Origin of the sequence: Tardiphaga robiniae (assembly GCF_013359755.1) — a bacterium.
Lineage (GTDB): Bacteria > Pseudomonadota > Alphaproteobacteria > Rhizobiales > Xanthobacteraceae > Tardiphaga > Tardiphaga robiniae.
In genome coordinates, this window is the sequence record NZ_JABMCJ010000092.1 from 391,374 (window position 1) to 406,117 (window position 14,744).

Here is a 14,744-nt window from a genome sequence, read left to right on the forward strand (position 1 = left end):
TCACGGCGTCAGTGGCCGTCCGTCGAGCCACTTGGCATAGATCACGCGCTTCTGTTCGCCGTAGCCGAGCGACTCGTAGAATGCCTGCACCTTGGTGTTATCCGAGCGCACCATGAGCTGCATCTTCTCGATGCCGCGCTCGCGCAGCCAGTCTTCGGCTGCACTCATGATGCCGCGGCCGAAATCCTGGCGCTGGTGCTCGGGATCGACCGAGACGTAATAGACCCAGCCGCGATGGCCATCATGGCCGACCAACACGGAGGCGACGATGGTCCTTCCCTTGCGACCGACCAGGACATCGGCATTGGTGCCTGCGCGCGCCAGCCTGATATCGGCCTCCGGATCGTTCCAGGGCCGGACCAGTCCGCAGCGCAGCCAGAGCTGAACGACCGCTTGAATGTCGGTGTCGACGAGCCGGGCAACTTTCAATGTTGCACCGGCAGCAGCACCTTGCCCGGATTGAGGATGTTCAGCGGATCCAGCATCGCCTTCAAGCTGCGCATCAGCTCGATGGCGACGGGGTCCTTCACCGAGGGCAGCTCAGCCGCCTTCATCTGGCCGATGCCATGTTCGGCGGAGATCGAGCCGCCCATGCGCAACACGACGTCGAAGACGACTTCGTTGACGTCGTGCCAGCGCGCCAGGAATTTCTCGCGGCCGTCGCTGTCGCCGAGCGTTTCCTTGGGCTGTGTGACATTGTAGTGGATGTTGCCGTCGCCGAGATGGCCGAATGGCACCGGACGTGCGCCGGGCATCAGCTTCACGACGGCAGCATTGGCTTCGGCGATGAAGGCGGGCACGGAAGCGACTGGCACCGAGATATCGTGCTTGATCGATCCGCCTTCCGGCTTCTGCGCTGGCGAGATTTCCTCACGCAGTTTCCAGAACGCCTGACGGTGGGCGATATTTTCGGCGATCACGGCGTCATCCACGATGCCGTCTTCAAAGCCGCGTTCGAGGATCGCTTCCAGTGTCGCGCGGGCATCGTCGCGTCCCGACGACAATTCCATCAAGACATACCAGGCGTGCTTGCTGGTGAGCGGATCGCGAATGCCGATGCCGTGGCGGACGCTGAAATCGACGGCGATATCGGCGATCAGTTCGAAACTGGTGAGATTGCCGGCGGCCTCGGAGCGGGAGATGCCGAGCAGCTTCAGCGCATCGTCTGGCGACTTCAGGCCGACAAAGGCGGTCTCGACCGCGCGCGGCTTCGGAAACAGCTTCAGCGTTGCCGCAGTGATGATGCCGAGCGAGCCTTCGGCACCGATGAAGATATTGCGCAGGTCGTAACCGGTATTGTCCTTCTTCAGCTTGGACAGGCCATTGAGAATGCGGCCATCGGCGAGCACGACTTCGAGGCCGAGGGCCATTTCCCGCGCGACGCCATAGGCGAGGGCGGTCGTACCGCCAGCATTGCTGGAGAGATTGCCGCCGATGGTGCAGCTGCCTTCGGAGCCCAGTGACAGCGGAAACAGCCGGTCGGCTTCCGCAGCGCGCTGCTGCGCAACCTGCAGCACGAGGCCGGCTTCCACCGTCATGGTGTTGGACGACGTGTCCAGATCGCGCACCTTGTCCATCCGGCGCATCGACAGCACGACCTCGCCGCCATAGGGGGTCTGGCCGCCGACGAGGCCGGTATTGCCGCCTTGCGGCACCAGTGCGGTGCGGGTCTCGGTGGCGAGTTTGCAGATCGCGGCGACTTCGGCGGTCGAGCCCGGGCGCAGCACCAGCGGCGAGGTGCCGAAGAACAGGTTGCGATCCTCGGTGACGTATTGATGCACGTCGGCCTGATCGGTGATGGCGTATTTGTCGCCGACGATGGCCCGGAAGCGCGCGATGGTTTCGGGGGAAAGCGTGGGCGGCTTCGGCTGGACGATATTCATAACTATTCCCTTGGATATTTTCTTGGCGCGTTTCTTGGTCTTGCGTTCGAGTTACACGGCGGCGCGGCGCAGCCGGTCATTGATGGCTTCGCCGAGCCCGTGGTTCGGCACCGGCATCACCGCGATGCCGCTGGCGCCCGAAGCTATAGCAGCGGCGTCGAGCGCGCGAAGATAGCCGAAAAGATTGGTGGCGGCTTCCCCGAGATCGCCCTGTTCGGACAAATTCAGGACAGCGGCGGCGGCCTCGATGCCCGGCAGCGGGGCCGATCCGAAAGCCAGTAGCGCCTCGCCGGGATTCACAGCCTCGGCCAGCAGCCGCACCCGTGTCCGCGGCGCATAATGCGAGGCGAGCATGCCCGGCGCCAGCGGCTGATTTGTATCGCTTGCGGGGTCGTCCGGCGGGCTCGCCAGCGGCTGGCCCAGCACCCGTTCGATCGCTTCGCGCGGCAGGCCACCGGGGCGGAGCAGCATCGGCGTGTCGAAACAACCGACGATGGTGGATTCAACGCCCACTTCAACCGGTCCGCCATCGAGAATCATGTCGATCCGGCCATCCAGATCGCTCAGCACATGGGCTGCGGTGGTCGGCGAGACATGCCCGGAGATATTGGCCGACGGCGCCACCACGGCGCCGCCAAAGGCCTGCAGGAGCGCGTGGGCCACGGGATGGGCCGGCACACGCATGGCAATGGTATCGAGGCCGGCGGTGGCCAGATCGGCCACCGGGCAGTCCGCCGCCTTGGGCAGCACCAGCGTCAGCGGCCCCGGCCAGAACGCCTCGGCAAGCGCCAGCGCGCGCGCATCGAATCGGGCAATGCGCCGGGCAGCGGCGAGATCGGCCACATGGGCGATCAGCGGATTGAATGACGGCCGGCCCTTGGCCTCATAGATTCCCGCCACAGCCCGTGGATTGGCCGCATCGGCGCCGAGCCCGTAGACCGTCTCCGTCGGGAACGCCAGCAGCCCGCCAGCGCGCAGGCAGCGCGCCGCCTCCGCAATATGGGCGGGGTCGGCGGGGCTCATCCGGGTGGTCAGGCCAACGGCCATGCGGGGCAGATCCTTGGTCTCGAAAATTGGTCAGGCTTCTTTACCGGGGTTCTTGCAGGATGCGAAACCCAAGGCTATAAGCCGCGCTCTTAGTCGGAGTGTGGCTCAGCCCGGTAGAGCACTGCGTTCGGGACGCAGGGGTCGCAGGTTCGAATCCTGCCACTCCGACCATGATTTCAATGACTTAGCGTCCTTTCGCGGCGCCGCCATCTGTCAAGAATCTCCCGATTTTCATCTGAGTACAACCACTCGGGCGCGCGAGCTGCTGCTGCGCGCAGCTATCCGCCCTCAAAAACGCGCTTGCGGGCGTTTTCGATATGCGATCGCATGGCTTCGCGAGCTCCGGCTTCATCTCTGGAGGCGATCGCATCGAGCACGGCCCGGTGCTCCTCTTGCCCACGCAGAAGTCGGTCGCGAGGCTGGATCAAGGAGAGATTTCGATTGAGCGTGATACCCACGCTCACCTGAGACTGGATCGCGGCGAGAGTCGCGGCGAAGAAGCGGTTGCCGGTGGCCTCTGCGACCGAACGGTGGAACGCAATGTCTTCCTCCACGCCGAGCGCGGCATCCGCGATCACTTGATCCAGTGCCGCGATAGCGTCGCGGATCCGGCGCAGACCTTCCGGATCGTGATCGCGCGCGGCAAGCGCGGCGGCTTCTCCTTCGATGCCGATCCGAAATACGAAACAGCGCTGTATGTCGGCAATGCTTCCCACGGGAGCGTAGTTGTAAACGTCTGCCGCGGGACGTCGCATCACGAACGAACCGGCGCCCTGCCGCGATGCGACGACGCCGTCATCGCGCAGCCGCATCAGCGCTTCACGGACGACCGGGCGTGAAACGCCAAGCTGATCTGCCAGGCGTGTCTCTGGAGGAAGCCGCGAATTGACCGGGTAAATTCCGACCGTGATCTGGCTGAGGACATGATCGTAGACGCGGTCGCTGAGCTTTCCCGTCACAGCCGGGCGCTCCGAAATGTCGTCCCGTTTGACCGTTGAGCCCATGTTCACCCCGTCCTTGCTCCGAACATGCTCCAGTCTTTGGCAACATTACATCTTTTTGACAAGTCGGTGCGCTGCCGCTGACAATCCGGGATTGCAGCGCTGGCCAAACTGCTTGGGCGCAAGCGGTCGTGAGAGCGTCGGTCAAGCGTGGGCGGCGGCGTCTGACAGCCAGGCCTCGATCAGCCGCTGCACGTGAAGAGCGGAGCGCACGCTATTGGACGGCTCGCGTCGTTGTTCGATGGCATCCAGCATCTCGGTGATCACGCTCCGATGCGGGCCATGATCGAATGCCATCGGATCGGCGCCACCTCCGCCCGATTGCGCAGTCCCGACCGTCTCTGGCGGGCCTTCGTGGCGATGGATGGCCAACTGGAACGTCTCGAGATAGGCCGAGCCGCGTGTGCCAGCGATTTCGATACGCTCCGGATAGCCGGGCCGCGCAACACTGGTGGCATCGAGTACGCCGATGGCACCGCTTTGGAAACGGACCGCCGCCGCGGTCACGTCTTCCGTATCGATCGTTCGGAGCGGTGAGGTCGATGCAAAGCCGGCAACGTCCTTGTGCGGTCCCACGAAATGCAGAAGCAGATCGAGCGTATGGATGGCCTGTGTGAGCAATACGCCGCCGCCATCGCGAGCCTTCATGCCGCGGCCCGGTTGACGGAAATAGGCGTCATCACGCCACCAGCGGATCGATGCACTCGCCGACAGGATATCGCCCAGATCTCCCTGATCCAGCGCCGCCTTCAGGCGTAGTGCTGCGGGACGAAAGCGATGTTGCAGGCACACGCCGCACCGCACGCCGGCAGCCTCCGTGACGGCCGCTAGTTCCTCACCCCTGGCAACCGATATCTCGACGGGCTTCTCCACCAGAATGTGCTTTCCTGCTGCGGCTGCAGCCTGCACGGTCGCCAGATGCGTTCCAGGGGGCGTCAGTATCAGGACGAGATCGAGATCGGAGCGCGACAGCAAATCCTCTTGGCTATCGAAAATCGGAACGCCCCACTGCTGTGAAAACGCTGACCGGCGGTCCGCTGACGGCGCAAATCCGCCGACGATCGTAATCCGTCCCTGCGCCTGCAATTCAAGCAACGAAAGAATATGCGGCTTCACCGCCATTCCGAGCCCAATCAGGCCGACTCCAATTGGCATGCGTTTCTCCCGATGGCCGACCTTCTCAAGGCGCCGACTTGTCGGCTCTTAGGGGCGGGTATGACGTCACAGATTGATATGCGAGCGAGCAAGACGGGCAAGGTGCGACATCGCGACATCAGCAAGTCCTGCTCATGATCGGCCGATTGCGATCTCCCAATGCTTGACAGATGTCGCCTAACTCGTCGATGCTATGTTTACAAATAAATGACAACCGCGCGCGACGCGGGTGCATATGCCAGGGAGGAATCGGAAATGCGGATCTGTCCGAATGCATTATTGCGCCCGTTTGCCGGCGCTGTGGCTGTCCTCGCCGTGACGGCCTTCGCTGGTGAACCTCTGAAGGCCGCCGAGCCCATCGTTCTCTCGATCATCGATACCGGGGGAGATCTGGCATCTACCCAGGTCATCATCGAGAACTACAAAAAGGCCAATCCCGACAAGATCAAGGAGATCAGGATTCAGCGCGCGCCGGCGCCGGAGTTGCCGGCCAAGATCAAAGCTCAGCAGGATGCCGGACGGCTGGACATCAACCTTGTGCTGACTGGACAGGACGGTGGTGCGTTTCTCGCGGCCAACAACCAGTTGATCAAGATTCCTGATTTTGAGAAGCTGTTTCCGCGCGATGAGATGACGCCTGCCGGCAAGGCGCTATACGACGAAGGCCGCGATTATATGGTGCCGTCGGTGGGCAACGCCGGCGGGCCGGTGTTCGTCTACAATCCCAGCAAGGTGCCCAACCCGCCGAAAACCGCCGAAGAATTGTTGGCCTGGGCAAAGGCAAATCCGGGCCGGCTGATGTATGCGCGTCCGGCGAATAGCGGACCGGGTCGGTCGATCGTACTGGGCATGGCGCACATTCTAAATGACTCGAAGCCACTCGATCCCGACAAGGGGTGGGACAAGACCTGGGCCTATCTGAAGGAGCTTGGGCAGTACGTCGAATACTATCCGACGGGCACCGCGATCACATTGAAGGAATTCGCCCAGGGGCAACGCTGGATCATCGCCGGCATCATGGAATGGGACATGAAGCCGCGTGCCCAGAGCGTCATCCCGCCGGACTCCAAGATCACCATCCTTCAGAACACGACCTTCGTGGTCGACGGACATTACTGGTGCATCCCCACAGGCGTGCCGAAAGAACAGGTCGACGTCATTCTCGATCTCATGAAGTTCATGCGCCGACCGGAGCAGCAGGTGCTTTCCTGGCCGGGCTTCATTGGGCCGACGATCACCGCAGCCACCATGGAAAAGGCGCCCAAGGAGATTCAGGAACTGGTGAAGGAGTTTTGGCGGCCCGAATACGACGAAGTCGGCACCAAGTGGAAAGTATCCCCGCCGCTCGGCGTGAAGGAATTGAGCTACGCGATGGATCGTTGGGACCGGGAAGTGGGCGCAAACCAGGTCAAGAAGTAATCAATTCGATGAGCGTGTGGGTCCGCATGCACGGACCCGCCGGTGGCTGTGTTGCTTCTTACTCAGAAACGGGACGACATGAACGGGCCGGGAGATACGTTGGACTCGCTGAAGCTTGGAATCACCAAGCGCTATGGCAACAAGACCGTACTGGACAACCTTGAACTCGATATCCGAAAGGGCGAGTTCGTCACCTTCCTCGGACCGAGTGGATGCGGAAAGTCGACGGCCTTGTCGATCGTCGCTGGCCTGATTGCGGCGACCGAGGGCGAGATCAGGCTCAATGGAGCGCGGGTCGATCATCTGCCGCCCGAGAAGCGTGCGTTCGGAATGGTGTTTCAAAACTACGCGCTGTTTCCTCACATGACGGTCTTCGACAACGTTTCGTTCGGGCTCACCTTGAAGCCATTGTCGAAGGAGGAGATCAAGAAGCGTACCGATGCGATGCTCATGCTGGTGCAATTGACGGGCTATGAGGAGCGCTATCCGGGCCAGCTCTCCGGTGGTCAGCAGCAACGCGTTGCGATTGCGCGGGCCCTCGTGTTGCATCCGCGCCTGATGCTGTTCGACGAGCCGCTATCAAATCTCGATGCCAAGCTGAGAGTCGAGATGCGGGCGGAGATCAAGCAGATCCACGCCGCGCTGGGGCTGACGTCGATCTACGTGACCCACGACCAGGCCGAAGCACTGTCACTGTCGGACAGGATCGTTGTGTTGCGCAATGGCGTCCTGATGCAGTCGGGTACCCCACAGGAAATCCACGACCGGCCCAAGAATGTCTTCGTGGCGGACTTCATGGGTTTCCGGAATTTCTTCAAGGTCAGGATCGCGTCAGTGTCCAACGGAATCGCCGAGGGCGTCGGTGACGGAATCTGCATTCGGGCGCGGGCGGGGGCCGATGTGCGCGTGAATACCGACATGGTGATGGCGATACGTCCAGACGATATCCGGGCCGGCGGTGAGGTGGTTTCCGGTGCCGAAGATGTTAGTGGCCGTGTCGAAGTGGTCGAGTATCTCGGTCGGGAACAGGAAGCCGCCATACGCATCAATGACAATACGCGAGTCTGGTTACGCACCGCCGAGGCGATACGAACCGCCGACACGATTGGCCTTCAGTTTCCGATCGACAAGGTCGTCTTGCTTCCTGCGGAATAGGCGAGAAAATAATGCGCGCCGTAGCCAACGATGAGAAGAGCGAATTCGACGCGCTGGCATTCTTCTGTTTGCTGCCGTCCTTGCTCTACGTTCTCTGCATGTTCGTCTATCCGTTTCTGTATGGTGTCTATCTCAGTCTTCAGCCGCAAAAGGTTGGCGGCTTCAGCCTCGCGAACTATCTCACCTTCTTCAGCGATCCCTATCAGTATGGTACGATCTGGATCACCTTCAGTCTGGCGATTCCCACTACGATCGTTGTCCTTCTGCTCGCTCTTTGGCTGGCTTACGGCATGCGCCGGGGCATTTTCATGGAACGGACCGTGACGACGATCTTGATCATGCCTATTTCGCTTGGCGTGATCCTGCTGTCGGAAGGTATCTTGGGCTTCTATGGTTCCCAGGGTTGGTTCAATCAGGTCCTTCTCGGATTAGGGCTTATCAAAGAGCCGTTCATTCTGACCCATAACTACGCTGGCGTTATGCTGGCGTTGTTCATGCAGCAGTTTCCGTTCTGCTTCCTGATGCTGCTCGGATACATATCCGGCATCGACCCCAGCCTTGAACGCTCGGCGCGGATGCTTGGTGCGACACCTTCGATTGTCTTCCGACGCGTGATGTTGCCGCTCATCGCGCCCGGTCTTGCCATCGCATTCGCACTGGTGTTCGTCATGAGCTTTGCGGTCTTTCCCTCGGCCATCATGCTCGGGCAGCCGGCGGGTACCACGCGCACGATCTCTATTGCGGCCTATCAGAAGGCCTTCGAACAATATGACATGTCGGCTGCTTCCGCGATCGCAGTGATTATGGGCCTGTGTCAGCTGGCAGCGCTGCTGGTGATCATCCTGTTCCGTCGCCGGTTGTCGCCGGCAGCGACCATGGGCGTCGGAAAGAGATAGGGCCGCACAATGCGAAGCAGAATGTGGAAGCTCTCGCTCTATCTGTTCATTGTGGGTTTCATCCTCAACATGCTTGGGATCGTGTCGCATGTTGTCGTGAGCTCGTTTGCCAAGCGTTGGTTCGGCGGCCTGCTGCCGCCGGCCTATACGACGGACTGGTTCGCTTATGCGTGGAAGAATTTCGATCTGGGGCAGGTGTTAGGTGTCACGCTGCTAATCGTAGTCGTTGTCGTCTTCCTTGCATTGGCCATTGGATTTCCGGCCGCTTACATTCTTGCGCGACGAAATTTCCGATTCAAATCGGTCATTCTGCTGCTGTATTTTCTGCCGCTGGTCATCCCACAAATGACTTACGGGATTCCGCTGGCGACTACTCTTTACCGATACGGGGTCGGCGGATCCGTCGTCGGCGTGATTCTGGCGGTCCTGGTGCCGATGGTCCCGTTGGCCGTCTTCGTGTTGATGCCATTTTTCGAGCAGATCAGCGTCAATCTGGAATGGAGCGGGTCAATGCTTGGCGCAAGCCGGGCTCAGATTTTCAGGCGGATTCTGTTTCCCCTGATGGTACCGGGAATACTGACCGCCGGCGTCCTTGTGCTGGTCAATACGATATCGAATTTCGAGCTCGCATTTCTTCTCGGCGGCGGTGGATCGCAGACGCTCGTCGTCGCGTTATTCTACAACATGTTTGCCGGTGGTGTCCGCCCCGTCTATTCCATCGATGCCATGGCCGTGATCTACATGGTGATGGTCATGACGCTGCTTCTGATCGCATTGCGGTTCGTGCGCCCGACACAGATGGTGTTCAAGCTCGACAAGTAAATTCATATTTGAGGCTGCGCGTGCTTGGTCATCGCCAAGGTTGGCTCATCGCGCAAGGCGGACAGGAACCACCTGCCGAAGCATGGAGCCGGACCTAGCAACTGGCATCGACTTTTGTCGCGATCTTGAACCTGCCGTTCGAGGCGTGCAGATGCATGGAACGTTGAACAGTCCGATGACGAGCAGCCGGCTGGGTTCTCGTTCGCATATTGGTTCATGGGCATCAGCGCGGTCCTACGGGCGCCTGCTTCCAAATTGAATTTCGTGACTTTGCGGATACGTTGTACTTTGCGCTACACCGGCTTGGAACTTAATCCACCAACCGACGGGGTAACGGTGCAGATCATCTTCGCGCCGATCACTTTGACAACTGATGCGCCTGGCCAGACTCCGACTGGTGATCGGAAGCTGCTGTCGATCGTTTCGGCGCTGAGATGGATTCAGCGCTACGTTGGAGCTGAAACCCGCGCGTCCCCTCAATGGGTTGACGTCGTCAGCAGGCTAGCTGCTGCGAGCGAAGATCCGGTCAGCACTGTTGACGCTAGGAATGCACTTCACGATGCAATGGTTGCCTATGGTTGGGCCAAGCGGAGCATCCATTGATTTCGTTTTGGCAAGGGGCCGCGTGTGTCAGCCGCCGACATAGATATTGCCAGTATGACGGATTCAATCCGGCGCTGCGCGTGGCTGATGCGGAAATTCGATCGCTTCTGTTGCGGTTCATTTACCTGAGCGCCGCGGCGCTTCGGGAAATGTTTTCCGCCAGGGTCTGAAGTCTTGGTAAAAAGGTTTTGAGCAATTCACGTCGATCAATTGCAGAGATAAAATAAGTCATTCCTACTGTCGCAAGCACCTTGTCTCCACTCATGAACAAACCGGTTCATCCCCTCGCCAGCGATGTTCGACGCCGTGGCGTGATCTCGCGTGGTGGAATCGCCGAATTCCCTCCCTACATATGCAGTCCTAGATGCCGCGTCCGCGGCGGTTTGGCATGATTTGCTGCCGAGAGATAGTCGTTCCCCTATGACCCCACCCAATGTCCTCCGCGACTTCGTCGATCGCCATCAACGTCTGTTTGTCCTGACCGGTGCGGGCTGCAGCACCAATTCGGGCATTCCCGATTATCGCGACACCGACGGCAACTGGAAGCGGACGCAGCCTGTGACCTTTCAGGCCTTCATGGGCGAGGAACTGACGCGGCAGCGCTACTGGGCACGCAGTCTCATTGGCTGGCGTCGGTTCGGTCATGCGCGGCCGAACGATGCACATCATGCGCTGGCGCGGCTCGAACAGTTCGGCAGATGCGAGGTGCTGCTCACGCAGAATGTCGACCGGTTACATCAGGCGGCCGGCAGCAAGAAGGTTATCGACCTCCACGGCCGGCTCGACCTGGTGCGCTGCATGGGCTGCGAACGCCGGATTCGGCGAGACGAGTTTCAGCACGAGATGGGTCGCTTGAACGCGGGATGGCTGGACCTCGATGCGGCCGTTGCGCCCGATGGCGATGCCGATCTGGAGGGCGTCGATTTCGCATCCTTTGTCGTGCCGGCTTGCGAGATCTGCGGCGGCGTCCTCAAGCCGGATGTCGTGTTCTTTGGCGAGAGCGTGCCGCGCGACTTCGTCGATGCCGCGCTCGGCCACTTGCAGAACGCCGATGCCATGCTGATCGCCGGTTCGTCTTTGATGGTATATTCCGGCTTTCGCTTCGTGCAAGCGGCGGTGCGCGCGGGGATTCCGATTGCCGCGGTCAATCTCGGCCGCACGCGCGCCGACGAGTTTCTCAGCTTCAAAGTCGAAGATCGCTGCGAGGACGCGCTCGCATTTCTGCTTCAGCGGGCGGATGCGCCCTGACGGCGCAAGCCTCGGCTCAGGCTGCCAGATCCCACAGTCGCGGACAGCCGCGCAGAACCACGGCGCGGCCCGTGGGTGTCAGCGCCGGATCGGTGTCCGATAGCGCAACCAGTCCCATCGCAACCAGCTGATCGAGAACGTAACGGTTCAGCTTGGCCGGTGGCAGGATCGCGGGGCGAAGCCTCCGCAATGTGTCCCACTGGTTTTCGGTGAGCTGATATTCGGTCTCGGTCGACATGGTGTCCTGCTTGGATGAATCAGTGCATTCAGTGCGTATGGCTTACGGAACCCGCATGACCTTGATGCGACATCGCGGGGGCGAAATCTGGAAATCACCGGATTGTTGGGCGGCGCCAAAACGCTGCTTTTGCGCAGCTGTCACATGGACGTGCAACAGAACGCGCGAACACATGCGCGAATCACGGCGTGCTCAGACCTAATGAAAAGTAGAACAATGTGCCACCCGCATTGAAAAATATCATGCAGCTGATGCGTACGCGCCTCAGCTGGAGGTGGCTTGGCGCGCTCCTTAGCATAGCAATTGCTACGATTGCGTTTATGGCGCTGACCAAGGCGCTCAAGGGCGTGGATTTCGCCCACGTGCTGTCTGCCATGCACATGGTACCGCCAAGCAGCATCGCACTCTCGCTGGTGTTGGTGGCGATCTCCTATGGCAGCCTGACGCTGTATGACTGGCTGGCGCTGCAGATGATCGGGCGGGGGGACATTCCCTTCAGGATTGCAGCGCTGGCCAATTTCACCAGCTATCCGATTTCGCACGGAACCGGCGCAGTGCTGCTGGTGTCATCGGCCGTGCGCTACCGGATCTATGCACCGCACGGCATCGGCCCCGCCGGCGTCGCCCGCATCTGCTTTCTCACCGGCCTGACCTTCTGGCTCGGCAATCTCACCGCGCTGGCGCTCAGCACCCTGCACGAGCCGGGCGCCATCAGCCGGATCGATCAGCTTTCGCCCGAAATCAACCGTTTCATCGCGGTGGCAATTCTCGTGGGTATCATCGCTTATGTCGGCTGGACGTGGAACGGTATGCGGACACTCGGCGGTCGCACCTGGTCGGTGCCGGTGCCGAGCGGGCGCAACGTGTTCTTTCAGATCGGCATCGGGCTCGTCGATCTCGGCGCGGCGGCACTGGCGATGTATGTGCTGATCCCGGAGACGATGGATGTTGGCGTCGCGCAGGTGATCGTCGTCTTCATCGCCGCGACGCTATTGGGATTCGCCAGTCATGCACCCGCCGGCATCGGCGTGTTCGATGCAACGATCTTGGTCGGGCTTGGCGGCGAACATACCGAGCAGCTGCTGGCTGTGCTGCTGCTGTTCCGGCTGTTCTATCACCTGATTCCGTTCGTGCTGTCGCTGACGCTGTTCGGCGCCGTTGAAGCCTACCGGAATGTCAACAGACGCAAGCTGGCCTGAATTACGTCGGCAGCGTCAACACCGCAGACTGCGCGTAGCCGCGGAACGGGCGATTGAAATCGAGATTGGCGTGATGACGCTCGGCGAGCGCCTTCAGCACATCGAGAAGCTCGCGGCGCGGCGTCACGTCGAACAGTGTCAGCCAGTGCAACAGCAGCTTGCTCGCGATCTTCGGTAACCGCTCCTGATGGCCGAAATCGACGATGTGTAGTCGCCCGCCAGGCTTGAGCTGCGATACGGCGTGGTCGAGCACATCCTGCCAGCTCGGGATCATCGAGAGGCTGTAGGAAATCATGACGTGATCGAATGACGGAACGGCGAAAATGCGCGACGGATCGAAATTCGTCGCATCGCCATGGGCGACGCGGACGGTATCCGTAAGGTCGTTGCGCGCAATTGACGCGATCGCTGTGGTCAGCATCTCGGTCGAAATATCGATGCCGTAAAATACCGCTTGTGGATATCTGCGGGCAGCCTGAACGAGATTGCGGCCGGTGCCGCAGCCGACCTCCAGCACTGTCGCGCCCGGCGCGGGTGCCAGTTCGGCGATGAGCTGATCGCGACCGAGCAGATAATACCGGCGCGTTGCGTCATAGATGAAGCGCTGCCAGCGATACATCCGGTTCATGCGCTGGGTGGCCTCGTTCGACCATGCGGGCAGACCGCCGTCTTCGTATTCGGAGACAATCGTCATGGCGCACCTCATCGCATCCGGATGAGCGATCCATTTCATCGCAACACGACAGCGGTGTGACAGTGGTTTCGTCGCGGTAATCGGCCGAAATTTAGAATGACTGTCGCAAAACCGCAGTCTGCGCTTGATAAAAATTTCAGATTGTCGATTCGAAGGGTCCAAGAAGCCGATGAATACGCATCTGATCGCCGACGCTGTTCGCAATAGCCGTGGTCGCGAGGAAACGACGATTTGGGACAGGCTGTTCGCCTTCTGGTTCCGCCGGCTGGTCTATACCCAGATCTGGGAAGATCCCGAAGCCGACATGGCGGCGCTGAAGCTGGCGCCCGGTTCGACGATTGTCACGATTTCCAGTGGCGGCTGCAACGCGCTGTCCTATCTGTCGGCGAAGCCCGAGCATGTCTACGCAGTCGATCTCAACGAGGCGCATCTGTCGCTGCTGAAGCTGAAGCTCGCCGGCCTGCGCGCGCTGCCGAACTATCAGGACTTCTGGAAATTCTTCGGCGAAGGCGCATCTGATACCAATGTGGGCCTCTATCGCGAGCGGCTGCGGCCGCTGCTCGATGCCGAAGCGCGCGGCTATTGGGACGAGCGCGATATCCAGGGCCGCCCGCGCTACGGTTACTTCAGTGACGGCTTCTATCGTCATGGCGCGCTCGGCCGCTTCATCGGCTTCGCGCATACGCTGGCGAAGCTCGCCCGCATCGATCTCAAGGCGTTGTTGCACGAGGACAAGCAGTCCCCGGCGCGCAAGCGCGCGCTGGAACGACTGCACTGGCTGTTTCATTCGCGGCTCGCTCGTATGATGACGAAGACGCCGGCGCTGTTGTTCAGCCTCGGCATCCCGCCGCAGCAGCGCACGCTGCTGGGCGGCAACCAGCCGCTCAACGAAGTGCTGCATCAGCGTCTGCTCGCTCTGATCGACGTGCATCCGAACGCCAACAACTATTTTGCCTGGCAGGCGCTGAGCCGCAGCTATGTCGGCCCCGGTGACAAGTGCTTGCCGCTCTATCTGCAGCAGAGCCGTTACGCGGATACCGCCGGCCGCGCCGCTCTGGTCACGCCGGTGCATGCCAATCTGCGCGTGTTTCTGGAGAGCCTTCCGGCTCGCCAGATCGACGCGGTCGTACTGCTGGATTCGCAGGACTGGATGGCGCCGGATGAAATCCGTGCGCTGTGGGACGCGATCGACCGCGCCGGCAAGGACGGCATCCGGGTGATCTTCCGCACCGCCGGTGCCGAGTCGCCGCTGGACGATCTGGAACATGCATCGCTGCGTGAGACGTGGCAGCGCGATGAGGCGCGCAGTGCCGAAGGTCTGGCTGCGGATCGTTCGGGCATCTATGGCGGGTTTCATCTGTATACGCGGAAGGCGTAGGCGTTG

At 60.8% G+C, this 14,744-nt stretch carries 15 protein-coding genes and 1 tRNA gene; 9 read left to right on the top strand and 7 right to left on the bottom strand.

What is annotated here, in order from left to right; all coding sequences use genetic code 11:
- Genes HP556_RS23835 through HP556_RS23845 form a run of 3 tightly spaced genes read right to left on the bottom strand, consistent with a single transcriptional unit; the run spans position 1 to position 2,930 of the window.
- Entirely contained in the window at positions 1-429 is a 429-nt protein-coding gene (locus HP556_RS23835) for a GNAT family acetyltransferase (protein ID WP_175368783.1), read from the bottom strand.
- Positions 426-1,883 (bottom strand): FAD-binding oxidoreductase, encoded by a 1,458-nt coding sequence (locus HP556_RS23840; RefSeq protein ID WP_175368784.1) that lies wholly within the window; start codon positions 1,881-1,883, stop codon positions 426-428. The genes HP556_RS23835 and HP556_RS23840 overlap by 4 nt, the downstream gene beginning before the upstream one ends.
- A gap of 51 nt (positions 1,884-1,934) precedes the next feature.
- Positions 1,935-2,930, bottom strand: a complete 996-nt coding sequence (locus tag HP556_RS23845) for an L-threonylcarbamoyladenylate synthase (protein ID WP_175368785.1) — start codon at positions 2,928-2,930, stop codon at positions 1,935-1,937.
- Between the two features lie 94 nt (positions 2,931-3,024).
- Between HP556_RS23845 and HP556_RS23850 the strand changes: the two genes are divergently transcribed.
- Positions 3,025-3,101, top strand: a tRNA-Pro gene (locus HP556_RS23850).
- Between the two features lie 107 nt (positions 3,102-3,208).
- Here the strand turns inward: HP556_RS23850 and HP556_RS23855 are convergent.
- Positions 3,209-3,934, bottom strand: coding sequence for a FadR/GntR family transcriptional regulator (locus HP556_RS23855; protein ID WP_175368786.1), 726 nt, complete (start codon positions 3,932-3,934; stop codon positions 3,209-3,211).
- Between the two features lie 141 nt (positions 3,935-4,075).
- A complete protein-coding gene (locus tag HP556_RS23860; RefSeq protein ID WP_175368787.1) occupies positions 4,076-5,086 on the bottom strand; it encodes a Gfo/Idh/MocA family protein in 1,011 nt (336 codons plus the stop codon).
- A gap of 255 nt (positions 5,087-5,341) precedes the next feature.
- On the opposite strand from HP556_RS23860, the gene HP556_RS23865 reads away from it, so the two are divergent.
- From HP556_RS23865 to HP556_RS23890, 6 genes are all read left to right on the top strand, one after another.
- Positions 5,342-6,505, top strand: a complete 1,164-nt coding sequence (locus HP556_RS23865) for an ABC transporter substrate-binding protein (RefSeq protein WP_175368788.1) — start codon at positions 5,342-5,344, stop codon at positions 6,503-6,505.
- 78 nt (positions 6,506-6,583) lie between these two features.
- The gene (locus tag HP556_RS23870; protein WP_175368789.1) at positions 6,584-7,660 is read left to right on the top strand and encodes an ABC transporter ATP-binding protein; all 1,077 of its coding nucleotides are present in this window, start codon (positions 6,584-6,586) and stop codon (positions 7,658-7,660) included.
- Positions 7,661-7,671: 11 nt separating this feature from the next.
- Complete coding sequence (locus HP556_RS23875) at positions 7,672-8,556, top strand: ABC transporter permease (RefSeq protein ID WP_120288454.1); 885 nt, start codon at positions 7,672-7,674, stop codon at positions 8,554-8,556.
- 9 nt (positions 8,557-8,565) lie between these two features.
- Positions 8,566-9,378, top strand: a complete 813-nt coding sequence (locus HP556_RS23880; protein WP_093759509.1) for an ABC transporter permease — start codon at positions 8,566-8,568, stop codon at positions 9,376-9,378.
- 216 nt (positions 9,379-9,594) lie between these two features.
- Complete coding sequence (locus tag HP556_RS23885; protein ID WP_210269298.1) at positions 9,595-9,981, top strand: hypothetical protein; 387 nt, start codon at positions 9,595-9,597, stop codon at positions 9,979-9,981.
- 420 nt (positions 9,982-10,401) lie between these two features.
- Positions 10,402-11,229 carry an NAD-dependent protein deacetylase gene (locus HP556_RS23890; RefSeq protein WP_175368791.1) on the top strand — a complete coding sequence of 276 codons (828 nt, stop codon included), beginning with the start codon at positions 10,402-10,404 and terminating at the stop codon, positions 11,227-11,229.
- A gap of 16 nt (positions 11,230-11,245) precedes the next feature.
- Here the strand turns inward: HP556_RS23890 and HP556_RS23895 are convergent, their stop codons facing one another.
- The gene (locus HP556_RS23895; protein ID WP_175368792.1) at positions 11,246-11,467 is read right to left on the bottom strand and encodes a hypothetical protein; all 222 of its coding nucleotides are present in this window, start codon (positions 11,465-11,467) and stop codon (positions 11,246-11,248) included.
- A 320-nt stretch (positions 11,468-11,787) separates the two neighbouring features.
- Between HP556_RS23895 and HP556_RS23900 the strand changes: the two genes are divergently transcribed.
- On the top strand, positions 11,788-12,666 hold the full coding sequence (locus HP556_RS23900; RefSeq protein WP_175368793.1) for a UPF0104 family protein: 879 nt from the start codon (positions 11,788-11,790) through the stop codon (positions 12,664-12,666).
- Between the two features lies 1 nt (position 12,667).
- Here the strand turns inward: HP556_RS23900 and HP556_RS23905 are convergent, their stop codons facing one another.
- A complete protein-coding gene (locus tag HP556_RS23905; protein WP_246297869.1) occupies positions 12,668-13,360 on the bottom strand; it encodes a class I SAM-dependent methyltransferase in 693 nt (230 codons plus the stop codon).
- 169 nt (positions 13,361-13,529) lie between these two features.
- Between HP556_RS23905 and HP556_RS23910 the strand changes: the two genes are divergently transcribed.
- Positions 13,530-14,738, top strand: a complete 1,209-nt coding sequence (locus HP556_RS23910; protein ID WP_175368794.1) for a BtaA family protein — start codon at positions 13,530-13,532, stop codon at positions 14,736-14,738.
- The last annotated feature ends 6 nt before the right edge of the window (positions 14,739-14,744 follow it).